Origin of the sequence: Hymenobacter sp. HSC-4F20, from assembly GCF_019599275.1 — a bacterium.
Taxonomy (GTDB): Bacteria; Bacteroidota; Bacteroidia; order Cytophagales; family Hymenobacteraceae; genus Hymenobacter.
In genome coordinates, this window is sequence record NZ_JAHZTD010000001.1 from 2082151 (window position 1) to 2097533 (window position 15383).

The following is a 15383-nucleotide window of genomic DNA, read 5'->3' on the forward strand; positions in this document are numbered from 1 at the left end:
GGTGCTACCCCTCTTATCTGGCCTAGGCGTACTGTGATACCCGCGGAATACGGACCGTGTCTTCGGGCTCGCCTACCATCGGCCGGATTTCCCGCTCGCCCCGGCTTACGGCCAGAATAATCCCGATGCTGATACCGGTAAAAATCAGGGAGGTGCCGCCCATACTCAGCAAGGGTAGCGGCAAACCCGTAATGGGCCCTAGGCCCACGGCTACCCCCATATTCACCATGGCCTGCAACACCAGACTAAAACTTAGCCCCGCCGAGAGCAGCCCTCCAAAGGCGCCGTAACTATTTATTACTGTTTTCAGCCCTCGATAGAGAAAGGCCAGATACAGGAACAGAACCACTACCCCCCCAAACAGGCCATACTCCTCGATGATGATGGCGTAGATAAAGTCGGAGTACGGGTGGGGCATGATGTTGCGCTCCGTGCTTTTGCCGGGCCCTTTGCCGAACAAACCACCCGTAGCCTCGGCAATGTAGGCGTGCTCCAGCTGAAACGGCACGGGCTTGCTCTTATCAGTAAAGTTCTCAATACGGGAGATTACCGTCTTGTAACGCTGACCAGCTACCAGACCTACCCCTCCTACAAGTACCCCAATGGCCACCATCACGGCCATCTGCTTTAATGGCACCCGCCCAATGAACATGAGCAGCAGGCAGGTAGCAAATAGCAGTAAGGCCGTAGAGGCGTTAGAAAGAATAATCAAGCCGCAGATAACGCCTACCCACAGCATTACAGGCAGCAGCGTGGTTTTAAAGTCGCCAACATTCTGTTGACGGCGGCTGAGCATGGAGGCCAGGTGTGAAATCAGGGCTAGCTTGGCCAAGTCGGAGGGCTGAAACGTCTGGTTGATAATCGGAATGGTCAGCCAGCGCGAAGCATCGTTGAAAGTAGTGCCGCCAAAAAAATACGTGAAAAGCAGCAGCGGTACCGAGATGAGCAGGGCGTAGAGCGACAGACGCGAATAGTAGCGGTAGTCGATGCGGTGAGCCAGCCACATGAAGAACAGCCCCACGAAAATCAGACTGGTGTGCTTGAACAGAAAGTACTCCGTGTTGCCGCCCATCTTCTTATATGCCAGCGTACCCGTGGCCGAGTACACTACTGCAATGGAGATAAACGAGAATAGCAGCACGATGCCCCACAGCACGGGGTCACCCTTCAGATTTTGCCGCAGCCAATTGGTGATGGGTTCCATAGCGGTGAAATAGTGAAATGGTGAAGTGAGTTGATGGGCAAACGATCAGACGGGTGCCTAGGAGAGTGGAGTGCTTTGCAACTCGGCCACGGCCGCAGCAAACTGCTGGCCCCGGTCCTCGTAGTTGCGAAACAAGTCGAAGGAAGCGCAGGCGGGCGAGAGCAGCACTACATCGCCGGGAGCAGCCAGCTCAGCGGCCCGACGCACGGCCGTAGTTACGCTTTGGGTTTCCTCTATATGCGGCACCACGCTACCGAAGCTGGCTTTGAGCTTTTCGTTATCTACACCCAAACATATCAGGGCCTTTACCCGCGACTTGGCCAGCGGAATCAGGGTAGTGTAGTCGTTGCCTTTATCAGTACCGCCGGCAATCCAGATGATGGGCCGTCGAATGCCGTCGAGGGCATACCAGGCGGCCTCCACGTTGGTGGCTTTGCTGTCGTTGATGAAGGTAGCGCCATTGATTTCGCCCACAGACTGCAGGCGGTGGTCCGCGTTGCGAAAGGTAGCCAAGCCGGCTTCGATCTGCTCGGCCGTTAGCCCGGCAATGCGGGCGCAGAGCACAGCGGCCAGCATATTCTGACGGTTGTGCTGGCCAATCAGCGGCGAGTTAGCTACACTTACCTCTTCTCCATCAAGGCCCATGCCCGGCACCAAGTTGGTGCAGAGGCAATCCTCATGGGTGTAGTAACCGGCCAGTTGCACATCGGGGCGGCGGTGCAGGCTGAACGGGAGCTGAATAACGGGGCGCAACGCCGCCGGGAAGTAGCGCTGAATCGTCTCGTCGTCGGCGTTGTAAATAAAGTACTGTTCGCTGTCCTGGGTTTGGGTAATGCGCAGCTTGGACTGAGCATACTTTTCCAGCGAATAGTCGTACCGGTCGAGGTGGTCGGGGGTGATGTTGAGCAATACCGAAACCCAGGGCTGAAACTCATGGGTATCGTCGAGCTGGAAGGAGCTGAGCTCTACCACGTAGTACTCGTGCTGGTCTTCCAGAATCTGCTCGGCCAGCGAGTAGCCTACGTTGCCGGCCAAGCCTACCTTCAGGCCCGCTTCCTTCAGCAAGTGATACGTGAGCAGGGTCGTTGTGGTCTTGCCGTTGGTACCGGTAATGCAGATGCACTTGGCCTGGGTGTAGCGCCCGGCCAGCTCAATTTCTGAAATAATGGGCGTGTTCTGCGCGCGAAGAGCCTGAATAACGGGAGCTTTTTCCGGAATGCCGGGGCTTTTCACTACCTCATCCGCCTTCAGCACTTCTTCCATGGTGTGCTGATTTTCCTCGAAGGGAATACCGGCCCGCGTCAGCTTCTCCTTATAGTCGGCGCGGATACCGCCGCGGTCCGACACGAACACCGTGTGCCCCTTGGCCTGCGCCAGCAGCGCAGCCCCTACCCCGCTTTCTGCGGCTCCGAGTACGACGTAGTGCATGTTATATCAGGTGATGAGCAAAGCGGCAAGAGAAAAGAAGGCCCAACAGTGTGCTTTTCCTACCCCTCTTGCTGCCTTACAGGTTAGCGAAGTTTCAGCGTTACCAACGTCAGGACGGCCAGCATGATGCTTACAATCCAGAAGCGCGACACGATTTTGGACTCGTGGTAGCCCAGCTTCTGGTAGTGGTGGTGCAGCGGCGACATGCGCAGCAAGCGCCGGCCTTCGCCGTATTTGCGCTTGGTGTACTTAAAGTAGCTCACCTGCACCATAACCGAAAGATTTTCAATGAGAAACACCCCGCATAGCACCGGAATCAGCAGCTCCTTGCGCACGATAATGGCCAGCACCGCAATGATGCCGCCAATAGCCAGTGAGCCGGTGTCGCCCATGAACACTTGCGCGGGGTAGCTATTGTACCACAGAAAGCCCACGCACGCCCCCACAAAAGCGGTGCAGAAAATTACCAGCTCCCCCGAGTTCGGAATGAACATTACATCGAGGTAGTCGGCCAGCAGCGCGTTACCGCTTACGAAGCAGAAAATAGCCAGCGTAATCCCGATAATAGCGGAGGTGCCTGCCGCCAGCCCGTCGAGGCCGTCGGTGATGTTGGCGCCGTTGCTGACGGCGGTAATAATCAGGATGACAATAGGAATGTAGAAGAAGGCGTAGTACTCGTTGAAGAAGTCGCCGGCGGTAGCAAACAGGTCGCCGTAGTTCAGCTCGTTGTTTTTGAGGAAGGGCACTGTGGTAATCATCAGCTTCACATCCTGGTACACGGTGCTGGCATCTACGGCCGAGAACGAGCCGTTCGGCAGCGCGTACTGGCGCACGGTCACATCGTTGGAGAAGAACAGCACCCAGCCCACCGTCACGCCCAGCCCTACCTGCCCCAGCACCTTGAACCTTCCGGCCAAGCCTTCTTTATCCTTCTTAACTACCTTGATATAGTCATCTACGAAACCGATTAGCCCCAGCCACACGGTGCTCAGCAGCATCAGGACCACGTAAATGTTGTCGAGCTTGGCGAAAAGCAGCACCGGTACCAGAATAGCCAGCAGGATGATAAGCCCGCCCATGGTTGGCGTGCCTTTCTTCTCAATCTGGCCCTGCAAGCCCAGGTCGCGTACGGTTTCGCCAATCTGCCGGCGCTGCAAAGCCCGGATAAGCGGCGCGCCAAAGAACTGCGCGATAATCAGGGAAGTAACTACCGCCAGCGCCGCCCGAAACGAAATGTACTGAAATACACCCGCGCCCGGCAGGTGATGCACTTTGTAGAGGTAGTTAAAGAGGTAATAGAGCATGGGCGCGAGGGTCAGCAGTTGGGGTTCAGAGGGTATCCAAGCTGCAAAGGTTCAGGTTTTTTAAAGCTGGTCAAACGTTGCGTTTGTCCGGATTTTGGATTATTCAGCGCTATTTGCCTAATAACCCGAACATTTCGGTAAGCACCTGCTTGTCGTCGAAGTCGGTTTTTACGCCTTTGATTTCTTGGTAGGTTTCGTGGCCTTTGCCCGCTACCAACACAATGTCGCCGGGCTGGGCCAGCGCTACTGCCGTCTTGATGGCTTCGCGGCGGTCGGCAATCGTCAGGACTTTGCCCTGATTCTCGATGGGCACGCCGGCCTGCATTTGAGTCAGGATGTCGTTGGGGTCCTCGAAGCGCGGATTGTCAGAGGTGAGTACGGCGCGGTCGGAGAGTTGGGTAGCCAGGCGCGCCATAATGGGGCGCTTGGCGCCGTCGCGGTTGCCGCCGCAGCCTACCACCGTAATTACCTGCTGGCTGGGCTGACGAATGTCGGCAATGGTCTGAAGCACGTTTTCCAGCGCATCCGGCGTGTGGGCGTAATCCACGATGCCCGTAATACGCGCCCGCTCTGATACTACCGGCTCGAACCGGCCCGGCGCCGAAGTCAGCCCCGACAGCACCGTCAGGACTTCCGTGGGCTCCTCACCCAACAGCACTGCGGCCCCGTAAATGGCCAGCAGGTTGTACGCATTGAACACGCCAATCAGGCGGAATTGCACCTCGCGGCCATCTACCTCCACGTGCAGGCCATGGACCGCATTTTCGATCAGACGGCCGCGGAAGGTAGCCGCATTGCGCAACGAGTACGTTTCGCGCCGGCCTACTACGTTCTGCAGCATCACGGGGCCGCGCTTATCATCGGCGTTGGTGAGGGCGAAGGCCGATTTCGGCAGCATGTCGAAGAACCCCTTCTTCGCTTTGAGGTAGGCATCGAAGGTGCCGTGGTAGTCGAGGTGGTCGTGGGTGAGGTTGGTGAAGATGCCGCCCGCGAAGTGCAGGCCTGTTACGCGGTGCTGCACTACGGCGTGGGAGCTAACCTCCATGAACACATGCGTGCAGCCAGCCTTTAGCATGCGGGCCAACAGCTCGTTCAGCCGGATAGCATCGGGCGTGGTGTGGGTGCTCGGAATAACCTCCTCGTCAATCTGGTTTTGCACCGTGCTCAGCAGTCCGCAGTGGTAGCCCAGCTCCCGGAAAAGCTTGTGCAGCATGGTGGCGCACGTGGTCTTGCCATTAGTGCCGGTAACGCCTACCAACTGCAGCTCCCGCGAGGGGTTACCATAGAACTCGGCGGCCATCCGGGCCATAGCCTCGGCACTATCCGGCACCTGCACATAGGTAGTACCGGGGTTGAGCTCGGTCGGCAACTCCTCTACCACCACTACCGCCGCTCCCTGCTCCACCGCCTTCGGAATAAACTGGTGACCATCGGTGGCGGTGCCCCGCAAGGCAAAAAACACCGTGCCCGGACCCGCCTGTCGCGAGTCAAGCGTGAGGCTGGTTATGGCTACATCGGCGGGGCCCTGTTGGGCACGAACCGTAACGGCTTTCAGGAGAGCAGCAAGGGTAGTATCGTAAGTCAAGGTGTGAGGCTGTAGTCATCAACTGCGCATCCCTGAGAACGGGCCACGCATGGGTTTGAGGTATTCTGAGGGGGAGGCAGCTTAAGCCTTGGGCTTGCTTCTGCTTTTTCCTACCGCGGCTGTTGCCTTGGGGGTGGCGGCTTTAGCCGAAGCAGAAGAGGTTTGCTTGGGAGTGGTGGCAGGCTTTGGTTTAGAAGATTGCCCACCGTTGCTGCTCGTGGCCGTGGCGGTTTCGGCCTTGTGCGCCCGAGCGTCGGCCATCGTGGCCAAACCGGGAGCCGGGGGGGCGGCGGGCACAGGAGCGGCCAGGCGGCCTCCAATTGGTTCTAGCTGCAAAACCACGGTAGCACCGCGGCGGGCCACTGCCCCGGCCGCTATCGACTGCGCTTTCACTCTACCGGTTCCCAGAGCCCGCACCCGGAGGCCACGGTTTTCCAGCAGGAAGAGAGCATCGCGCAAGGTCAGGCCCTGCACGTTGGGCACCCGGCCGGGGCGCACGGCCATCGGTTTCAGGTTTAGGCTTTCGCCATCGGCGTCGGTGGGGATGGTGCGCACCCAGTCTTCGGCGCCATTCCCCCCGTTGTGGGTAACGCCCAGCTTGGTGAATACCATCGACAGCTCATCCTGCATACCAGCTGGCACGGCCGGCACCCGCGACTTGCGCACAGGAGCACGGGCTAGCAAAGGGCGCTGAGAGGCTACATCACGAGCCATGGCTTTGTCGGCCAACTCGCGGAAAACGGGAGCGGCTACGTCGGCCCCGTAAATGCGGCCGTTCTTAGGTGAGTCGACGACGACAATGCAGGAGTACTTGGGGTTATCGGCGGGGAAATAGCCGCAGAAGCTGGTGGAATACGTACGGGTGTAGGCGCCGTTCTTGAATTTCCAAGCCGTACCCGTCTTGCCGGCAATCAGGTAGTCGCTGGTGCGGATGCCGCGGGCGGTGCCGTGTTCCACTACCCCCTCCATCATGGCCCGAACCTTCTGCAAGGTCTCATCGGAGCATATTTTCGGAATCAGGACCTGCGTTTCGAACCGCTCCAGCACCTTATCGGCCTGCTTGATTTCCTTGACAATCATGGGCTGCACCTTCACGCCGCCATTGGCTACGGCATTATAGAAGGCCAGCGTTTGCAGGGGTGCCAGCTTCAGCTCGTAGCCGATGCTCATGGTGGTAAGCGAAGTACGGCTCCAGCTCCGGTCGCGCGGGTCCTTGATGTAAGGCCGGGCCTCGCCAGCCATCTGGAAGCCCAAGGGCTTATCCAGCCCGAAGCGTTTGAGGTAGTCGGTGTACTTCTCAGGGTTCTTGTTGAACACCCGATCCGTGAGCTTAGCTACCCCAATGTTCGACGACTTCTCGAACACCTGCTGCAGCGTGATGCGGCCGTAGGGGTGGGAGTCGGTCTTGACGGCGCCCCCAATTTTCATGGAACCGGTGTTGCCCGTGTTGATGGTGTCAGTTAGCTGCAGGTCGGGGTCTTCCTCAAAAGCGGCCATCATGGAGGCCAGCTTGAAGGTGGAGCCCGGCTCGGTACGGCCCTGGTCGGCAATGGCGTAGTTATAGTCCTCGCGGTACACGCCCTCATCTACCTTGCCCAGGTTGGCTACGGCCTTAATTTCCCCGGTTTTCACCTCCATCAGAATGACGGTACCGTACTGGGCGTTGTTTTCTACCAGCGACTTGTACAATGCGTTTTCGGCCACGTCCTGAAGGTTGATGTCCAGGGTAGTCTTCACGTCGTAGCCAGGCTGGGGCTTTACCTCAGTACCGTCGTAGATGGGCTTGTTGCCGCCAGGCAAACGCTCGAATAAGGCTTCCCCGTCCTTACCGGCCAGGTGGCGGTTGAAGGTAAACTCCAGCCCCGCCCCGTTCTTGTCTTCGTTCACGAAGCCAATGGTGCGCTGGGCCAGCCCGCCGAAAGGCCGGAAGCGCTTATCCACCTTCTCGAAGATGGCGCCGCCCTTGTTCTTGCCTTCCCGGAAAATGGGCCACTTCGCCAGCTCCTTTTTCTCCTGAAAGTTGATTTGCCGGGAGTTCAGGCGCAGGTAGCGTACGGCCGGCTTAGCGTTTTTGGCGTCTTTCAGGCGGCGCTTGTACTCTGATTTCGTTCGGTCACCGAAGAAGCCGGCCAGCATTCCAGCCAGCGAATCGACTTTGGCTTCAAACAAGGACTGATTCACCACGCTGGGGTCCCAGGCTACCCGGTAGAAGGGCAGCGAGGTGGCCATGATGCTTTCGTTGTCGGAGTAGATGTTGCCACGGGTAGCAAATACCGGCTGGTACACGATGCGACGCTCCTGCTCCAGGGCGCTCCACTTGGCGCCTTCCTTGAACTGCACGTGGGTTACGCGCCACACAATGGCACAGGAGAACAGGCACACGCCTAAAAAGGCAAGGCGGACGCGGGTAACAATACTTTTTTTAACGTTTCCTTTCATTGCGGCGGGTAGGGGCTGAACGATTGGAAGAGGTAGGATCAGTTGTAGCGGGCTCGCCGTTGAGGTCGGTGCCGATAGGAACGGGCGGCGCGCCTACCTCTACCGAGTCGCCGACGGTAGGGCCGCCGGCGCGGCGCAGCGAATCGGCTTTGGCACGGGCCGTCATGGCGGCCACGGAGTCGGCCGTCAGGATGGGCAGCCGGTCTAACTCAGCTTCATCAAGGCGGCCAGCCGGTACAGTAATGCGGAAGGGCGGCGAGGAGCTTTCCACCAAGCCGTAGGCAGCTACTTTGCGGGCTACCTCGCTTTGCTTGCTGGCCTCCATGTAGTCCGATTTCAGGGTAGTATAGTCGGCGCGCAGGTCCTCGGTTTCCAGCTTGAGCTTCTGAATGCTCCGGTTCATGCGGGTGGCGTAGTGCGTATTGCCGATGTAGACCAGCGTCAGGAACATAATAAACAGCAGGTGCGGCAGGTAGCGCACCGGCAAGCCTTCCCGAAACAGCCCATCCACCCGCGTTACCCGCTCTAACAGCGAAAACACACTCCAGGAGCTCCGCTTCTGCGCAGCCGGCCGCGGCTCCCGCGGGGCTTTGGCCGGCTTAGGCGCCGGAGCTGGGGCTGGCTCCGGTTCCGGCAAACGCACCGGCTCGGGCGCTATAGGCGCTATCTGGCGCGGCGCATTCACGCGGGGCTGGTTAGCTGGGCGGAGAGTATTGGTAGCCATTTTCTGTTCTCAATTCTTAACTGCAATGCGCAGCTTGGCGCTTCGGGCGCGGCTGTTCAGCGCTATTTCCTCCTCAGAAGCTTCAATGGGCTTGCGGGTGAGAGCCTCAAAAGGCACGCTGCTTCTTCCGAAAAGGTCTTTTTCTACTTCCCCAAAGAATTTGCCTTTGGCAATGAAGTTTTTCACGAGGCGGTCTTCCAGGGAATGATAGCTCATGACAACCAAGCGGCCCCCAGGACGCAAAACCTGGGCCGTTTGCTCCAACATTTCCTGCAGCGCCGCCATTTCATCGTTGGCCTCGATACGCAAGGCCTGGAATACCTGGGCCAGATACTTGTTTTCCTTGCCCCGGGGCGTAACCGGCGCAATGGCCTTTTTGAGGCCGGCAATGGTAGTGATGCTTTGTCCGCGGCGGGCGGCTACTACCGTAGCCGCCAAGGTGCGGGCATTGGTTACCTCCCCATACATGCCGAAGATGCGGTGCAAGTCGGCTTCCGAATAGGCATTAATGATATCAGCCGCTGAGGCATCGTCGCCTTCAGGATTCATGCGCATGTCCAGAGGCCCATCGAAGCGGGTGCTAAAGCCGCGCTCCGGCGTATCAAACTGATGCGACGACACCCCAAGGTCGGCCAGTAGGCCATCTACCGGTAGGGCGTTGTGGCGTTTCAGCTCTTGGTGCAGGTAGCGGAAGTTGCTGCGGATGAAGGTAAACTGCGGCCGGGCCAGCTTCTCGGCTTCGCGCTCGGCATCGGCGTCCTGGTCAAAACTGTACAAGTGCCCCGGCTCCCCGAGCCGCTCCAGAATGCGGGCGGAGTGGCCGCCCCCGCCGAAGGTAACATCCACATAGCGGCCACCAGGCTGCAGGTCGAGGCCTTCGAGGCACTCGCGCAGCATCACGGGGCGGTGGTAGGCGGTATCGTTGTGGTAGTCGTTCAAGGCGTTGCTCATGCGGCCAGGGGGCCGCCGGGGCCGGTTTCGGTGGTCAAAAATTTCTGGGCCAGCTTTGAGAAGCTCTGCTGGTCTTTAATAAGGAAATCATCGTAACGCTCCGGGTCCCAGATTTCGCAGCGGTTGCCCAGCCCTACAATGATGGCCTCCTTCTCGATGCCGGCGTAGCGCAGCATGGTGCGCGGCAGCATAAACCGGCCAATGGTATCCAGCTCTACCTCCGTCATGCCCCGGAAGAAGTTGCGCTGAAACTGCCGGTACTCCTCATTGAACTCATCCAGCGCCATCACCTTCTCGTGAATTACGCGCCAGGCAGCCCGCGGGTAGAGCACCAGGCAGGGCTCAAAGCCCCGCACCAGCACCAGCTGGTTACCCGATGCTTCCGGCAGATTGGCCTTCACCTTCGCCGGCAGCACCAGCCGACCTTTGGGGTCGAGCTTGCACTCGTATTCGCCGGAGAGCAGCTGGGTCATAACGGGGGCTTCGGGTAGGCATGGGAACGGGCTATAGCAAAAGTACGGAACCCGCCGGAAAAGGCCACCACGATTTACCATTTTCTACCACCACGAAAACCAGTCGTTTTGGGCCCTTACGCGCTGTTTTTACGCAGGTGAGGTAGGCAAGCAGCTCAATCTTGACAGAATGTCAGATAGAAATGGAAAGCGCTGGCCTCGTCTTAGCGTCGAGCTTGCGCCGCTGCGAGGATAGGATTCTGTACATTTCATTTCAGGATTCTGCACCTGCCCGAGCGGCCTCCATGTTGTATATTTGTAGTTGAAATGAAACGTCCCTTGCTTCATCGGCTCTTCAGCATTTGGCTGGCTCTGCTCGTGCTCACCACGTCGGTGGGCCTGACGGTGCAGCAGCATACCTGCCGGGAGAGCGGCAAGCATACGGCGGCTATCATCTTCAGCCCGGCGCATCATGGCTGCCCGGCTTCCAAGCCCGCAGGGCACGACTCGCACCAGACCGGCAAAGCTCAACTTAAGAAGGCTTGCTGCGAGTTCGGGGCGCATTTTCACAAGCTCGACGCCCCCTCGGCGGAACTGGCCTGGGTAAAAGCGCCCGTTCCGGCCCTGATGCCTGCCTGGCCCGCGGCTACTGTGTGGCCTTCCGTACCTACTACCCCCCAGCTGCGGGCCGAACTGCGTTGGTACGCGGCTGATTCCTCGCCCCCACTACGAGCGGGGCGCACTTTGCTCACGTTTGTGAGCGTGCTTGTCGTCTAGGGTTTTCTCTCCCGTTTCCTGGCGGGCTGTGGTGCCCGTTGGGTTCCTCGAAGAGAAACCTTAACTCACTGACGATATGAATTCTTTTGCTGGTCCGGCCCGTCGGCTGACGGTTGCTAGCCTTGTGCTGGGTAGCGCCCTGACTGCTACGGCCCAAACCTCCGATGTTTCAACGGCTCCCGTACGCGGGCAGGTGTTCGATGGCTCTACCAACTCGCCCGTACCCGGCGCGGTTATACGGTGGCTAAGTACGCCTACTGAGGCAGCCACCACCGACGCGCAGGGCGCTTTTTCCCTGGTGCGCCCCGCAGGTGCCGACGCCCGCCTCATTATCAGCTTCCTGGGTTATCAGTCCGATACGGTGCGGGCCGGCGGCGGCTACCTGCGCATTCCGCTGCGCCGCTCGGCCGAGTTAGGCGAGGTGAAAGTGGAAGGACGGGCCCCCTCCTACTCCGGGCTTACGCCCACTAATACCCAGGTAATTACCAGCCGCGACCTAACCAAGTCGGCGTGCTGCAACTTGGCCGAGAGCTTCGAGACGAACGCCTCGGTGGAAGTATCCACCACCGACGCCGTATCCGGAGCCAAGCAGATTCAGCTGCTGGGGCTGGATGGCGCCTACTCCCTGCTGACCATTGACAACCTGCCGGCCCTGCGCGGGCTGGCCTCTCCCTACCGGCTGGGCTATTTGGCCGGCCCCTGGATCGAGAGCATCGACATCATCAAGGGTATGGGCTCGGTAGTGAATGGCTACGAATCGATTTCGGGGCAAGTAAACGTACGCCTGAAGGAGCCCGACAAAGCCGAGCGGCTGCTGTTTAACGCCTATGGCAATGACCTGGGCAAGTTCGACGTGAATCTGAACCTGGCCACGCCCGTCGGCAAAAAGGTAAGCACGGCCCTGCTGCTGCACACCGACCACCTTGGCCGCCGCGTCGACCGCAACCAGGATGGCTTTCTGGATCTGCCCCTGGCTACCCAGTACAACGTGTTCAATAAGTGGAAGTACCTTTCGGGCAAGGGCCTGGTGCTGGAGGTAGGCCTGGGGGCTCTGCGCGAAACCCGGCAGGGCGGCCAACTGGGCTACCGGCAGGAAAACCCTGGCGGCTTCTACGGCACTACCCAGGAAACGAACCGCCACACCGGCTACGCCAAAACCAGCTACACTTGGCCCGGCCGGCCCTACCAGAGCCTGGGGCTGCTGCTCAGCGGCACCAACCATGACTTTGCTTCCCGCTACGGCCTGCGCACCTACGATGGCACCCAGCGCACGGGCCTGGCTACATTGCTGTTCCAAAGCATTCTGGGCACTACCGCGCACACTTACCGCGCCGGCCTGAGCTTTCTGCACGACGACTACCGTGAGGTATACAAAACGGGCTTCACCTACCCCACCGAAACCGTGGCGCAGCGCTACGCCCGGGAGCACCGCAACCGCCTGGAGCAGGTGCCGGGCGCTTTTGCCGAGTACACGTACCAGAACACCCGTAACCTGACCGTAGTTGGGGGCCTGCGCCTCGACCACCACAACCTCTACGGCTGGTACCTGACTCCGCGGCTGAACGTGAAGTACGACCCGGCCAAGAATACAGTGCTGCGGCTGGCGGCCGGCCGCGGCTTCCGCACGGCCAACCCTATTGCTGAAAATGCCGGCATGCTGGTCAGTTCCCGCGAGTTTGTCATTAGCCCGGTGCTACGCCCCGAAACGGCCTGGAACGTAGGCGGCTCCTTTACGCAGTACTTCAACGCCTTCGGCCACCCGGCCACCTTCATTACTGACTACTACCACACCGAGTTTGAGAATCAGGTAGTAGCTGACCCTTATACCAACTCACAGCAGCTGCTTATCACGAACCTGGTGGCCGGCGGGCGCTCCTATTCGCGCAGCTTCCAGGCCGAAGTACAGGTGGAGCCCGTGAAAGGCCTGCAGGCCAAAGCGGCTTACAAATATCTCGATGTAGCTACCACCTACAACGGCGAGTTGCTGCCCAAGGTGCTCACGCCCCGGCACCGGCTCTTTCTCAACCTGGGCTACGCCACCGCCTTCGACAAGTGGCGGGCTGATTTCACGGTACAGGGCTTCGGTAAGCGGCCCCTGGCTCATGAGCCGGGCAGCAGTGGGCATCAGCACGGCACCGGTGAGAACACCCTGCCTTTTGCCCCGCGCTACGCCCTGCTGAACACCCAGCTAACCCGCGCCTTCAAGCGGTTTGAGGTGTACGCAGGCGTCGAAAATCTGACCAACTACCGCCAGACCGACCCCATTCAGGGGGCCTACGCCCCCTTCGGGCCTGATTTTGACGCGGCCATGATCTGGGGGCCGGTCTACGGCCGGCTGACCTACGCGGGCCTGCGCTTTACCCTACACTAAGGCGCCGAAACCGCCGCAGCGCGTTGCCTGACTGCGGCGGTTTCTGGCACGTTTCTTTCTTTACTTCGGCACTTTCTCTTCTTTCTTCGCTGTTTCTGACTTATGAAACTTTTCGCATCTTTCTGCCTGGTACTTTCTTTTCTACTTGGCTCATTTGGCGCGTTGGCGCAAACCAGCAAGTCGAAAGGCGGGGGGCCGGCCACGCAAGTTCTGCAAGTGAAAACCTCGGCCGTCTGCGACATGTGTAAGGCGCGCCTGGAAAAAGCTATGGCCTACGAAAAGGGGGTGCAGCAGGCCCAGCTCGACGTAGCCAGCAAAATTCTAACCGTAACGTATCGGCCCGAGAAAACCACTCCAGCTGCCCTGCGCGCCGCTGTGCAGCAGACGGGCTACGATGCCGATGAGCAGCAGGCCGAAGCCCGCGCCTACGACCGGCTGCCCGACTGCTGCAAGAAAACCAACGCTACCCACTAAACTGCCCCTACACAACAGAACCGCCCGATTACTACCTAGTAGTCGGGCGGTTCTGTTGTGTAGAGCTGCGAAATTATGCGCAGGGAGACTAAGCCGTAATAGCGGGCGCTAGGCGTACTTCGAATTGCAGACTTGTCTGGAAGGCCAGTGGCCGGGTCAGGCGCCGCCGGTTCGTGCCGGATATTTCCAGGGTAAACCATTCTGCCCGCAGAAATTCCAGCAGGTTAGGCTGGCCTTGCAGTTCCATTTCGATGCGCGAGGAATGGATGTTTTCCGGACTGAAGGTTGCAATAGGCACTTTCCGGCCGTTGGCGGTCAGAAAACAGCTACCACTTTCCAAGGCCCCCAGCGTGGGGGTACCCCGCCCAATGGCCTGCCCAGGGGGCTGGCTCCACGTCAGGCACGCCTCACGTAGGGTTACGGTCGTGACGCCCGGATGCGTTAGGGAAGCCAGACAGGGGAGCGTGCCCGGCAACGTGGTTTCGCAGAGAAAAATCAGGTCCATGCCGGGGTCGATGCGCAGGTTAATAGCGCGCGTACTCAGCCCGAAAGCTGTGCGCAGAGAACGGCGCAGGCCTTCGTTGTGGGCAATGGTGAGGCCGACGCCCAAAATAACGGGGGGCGCAGTGGCGGGCGGGACAACAGGTAGGGGTTTCATGGCTAACGAGATACCGGAGCGTGCAGTCACGGGCGAGACAAGGATAGGACGCGACACAGGGCAGGCAACCCACAGAAGCACTTAGCAGCTAGTTTACTACGGAGAAGGTAGATAATCCCCTAAAGGTGATAGGCTTAAAGTAGAGTAAAGCGCTGGAAAAGTAGACCAGCAGGGAAATACAGCTGCCTAAAATTGTTTTCTTTTAATAATTTATAAGACGATTCGATTTTATCTCTTTATCTTGAGCCTATCACCCGGAATGAATAAGTTGTATGAAAATTTCTTGCCTGCTGCTAGATGATGACCCCCTTGTGCTGGACCTTTTGCAGGCCTACGTAGTAATGACGGATATTCTGGACGTAAAAGCCGCCTTTACTGACCCATTGGATGCCCATCGCTACCTAGTGGAAAACCAAGTACAAGTGCTTTTCTCCGACGTTACCATGCCCCATTTGAGCGGGCTGGACCTGGTACGCTCCCTGCAACAACCGCCCCTGGTAGTACTGATGACAGCCTACCCACAGTACGCCATGGAGGGCTTCAACCTCGACGTAATTGATTTTCTACTCAAGCCTATTTCCCTGGACCGATTTCTGAAAGCTGTAAACAAGGTAGCGGGCATTCTGCGGGTTAACACAGTCGGCTCCGATGCCCAGGCCGATGCCCTGACGGGCTGGGGCTCCTTTTTTATCCGGACCGACGCCCAGTTCGTGCGCTTGCATTACCGGGAGGTACTTTACATTGAGGCCCTGAAAGATTTCACGAAAATTAACACCGCCGATGGCCGTACGCACCTGACGCTGGTGAACCTGAAGAACCTGGAGGAGCAACTTCCCCCTGGTCTGTTCGTGCGCACGCACCGCTCCTATCTGGTCAATGCTGCCCGCATCGACTCGGTAAGTAACCTGGAGGTGAAAGTGGGCGGCCACGCCCTACCCCTGGGACAAACCTACCGGGAGCGGGTAACAGAGCGCATCGTGAACCGCTCCCTGATCCGGCGGCAAAACTGAGCGGGG

13 protein-coding genes are annotated in these 15383 nt (G+C 58.9%); 4 read left to right on the top strand and 9 right to left on the bottom strand.

Annotated features, from left to right (window positions below):
- Positions 1-22 precede the first annotated feature (22 nt).
- From K3G63_RS08885 to mraZ, 8 genes are all read right to left on the bottom strand, one after another.
- The gene (locus tag K3G63_RS08885) at positions 23-1204 is read right to left on the bottom strand and encodes an FtsW/RodA/SpoVE family cell cycle protein (protein WP_220613682.1); all 1182 of its coding nucleotides are present in this window, start codon (positions 1202-1204) and stop codon (positions 23-25) included.
- 57 nt (positions 1205-1261) lie between these two features.
- The gene (gene murD / locus K3G63_RS08890) at positions 1262-2632 is read right to left on the bottom strand and encodes a UDP-N-acetylmuramoyl-L-alanine--D-glutamate ligase (protein ID WP_220613683.1); all 1371 of its coding nucleotides are present in this window, start codon (positions 2630-2632) and stop codon (positions 1262-1264) included.
- 83 nt (positions 2633-2715) lie between these two features.
- The gene (gene mraY / locus K3G63_RS08895) at positions 2716-3936 is read right to left on the bottom strand and encodes a phospho-N-acetylmuramoyl-pentapeptide-transferase (RefSeq protein ID WP_220613684.1); all 1221 of its coding nucleotides are present in this window, start codon (positions 3934-3936) and stop codon (positions 2716-2718) included.
- Between the two features lie 109 nt (positions 3937-4045).
- Positions 4046-5521 carry a UDP-N-acetylmuramoyl-L-alanyl-D-glutamate--2,6-diaminopimelate ligase gene (locus tag K3G63_RS08900; protein WP_259404315.1) on the bottom strand — a complete coding sequence of 492 codons (1476 nt, stop codon included), beginning with the start codon at positions 5519-5521 and terminating at the stop codon, positions 4046-4048.
- Between the two features lie 81 nt (positions 5522-5602).
- Positions 5603-7960, bottom strand: coding sequence for a penicillin-binding protein (locus K3G63_RS08905; protein WP_259404316.1), 2358 nt, complete (start codon positions 7958-7960; stop codon positions 5603-5605).
- A complete protein-coding gene (locus K3G63_RS08910) occupies positions 7944-8684 on the bottom strand; it encodes an FtsL-like putative cell division protein (RefSeq protein WP_220613685.1) in 741 nt (246 codons plus the stop codon). The genes K3G63_RS08905 and K3G63_RS08910 overlap by 17 nt, the downstream gene beginning before the upstream one ends.
- Positions 8685-8693: 9 nt before the next feature.
- The gene (rsmH, locus tag K3G63_RS08915; protein WP_220613686.1) at positions 8694-9635 is read right to left on the bottom strand and encodes a 16S rRNA (cytosine(1402)-N(4))-methyltransferase RsmH; all 942 of its coding nucleotides are present in this window, start codon (positions 9633-9635) and stop codon (positions 8694-8696) included.
- Complete coding sequence (gene mraZ, locus K3G63_RS08920; protein WP_220613687.1) at positions 9632-10108, bottom strand: division/cell wall cluster transcriptional repressor MraZ; 477 nt, start codon at positions 10106-10108, stop codon at positions 9632-9634. Before mraZ ends, rsmH begins: the two co-directional genes overlap by 4 nt.
- A gap of 306 nt (positions 10109-10414) precedes the next feature.
- Between mraZ and K3G63_RS08925 the strand changes: the two genes are divergently transcribed.
- The 3 genes from K3G63_RS08925 to K3G63_RS08935 all read left to right on the top strand — a co-directional run bounded on the left by K3G63_RS08925 (position 10415) and on the right by K3G63_RS08935 (position 13709).
- Complete coding sequence (locus K3G63_RS08925; protein ID WP_220613688.1) at positions 10415-10864, top strand: HYC_CC_PP family protein; 450 nt, start codon at positions 10415-10417, stop codon at positions 10862-10864.
- 76 nt (positions 10865-10940) lie between these two features.
- Positions 10941-13235 (top strand): TonB-dependent receptor domain-containing protein, encoded by a 2295-nt coding sequence (locus tag K3G63_RS08930; protein WP_220613689.1) that lies wholly within the window; start codon positions 10941-10943, stop codon positions 13233-13235.
- Positions 13236-13337: 102 nt separating this feature from the next.
- Positions 13338-13709 (top strand): heavy-metal-associated domain-containing protein, encoded by a 372-nt coding sequence (locus K3G63_RS08935; RefSeq protein ID WP_220613690.1) that lies wholly within the window; start codon positions 13338-13340, stop codon positions 13707-13709.
- Between the two features lie 88 nt (positions 13710-13797).
- Here the strand turns inward: K3G63_RS08935 and K3G63_RS08940 are convergent, their stop codons facing one another.
- Complete coding sequence (locus tag K3G63_RS08940) at positions 13798-14367, bottom strand: hypothetical protein (protein ID WP_220613691.1); 570 nt, start codon at positions 14365-14367, stop codon at positions 13798-13800.
- 272 nt (positions 14368-14639) lie between these two features.
- Between K3G63_RS08940 and K3G63_RS08945 the strand changes: the two genes are divergently transcribed.
- The gene (locus tag K3G63_RS08945) at positions 14640-15377 is read left to right on the top strand and encodes a LytTR family DNA-binding domain-containing protein (RefSeq protein ID WP_220613692.1); all 738 of its coding nucleotides are present in this window, start codon (positions 14640-14642) and stop codon (positions 15375-15377) included.
- Positions 15378-15383 lie beyond the last annotated feature (6 nt).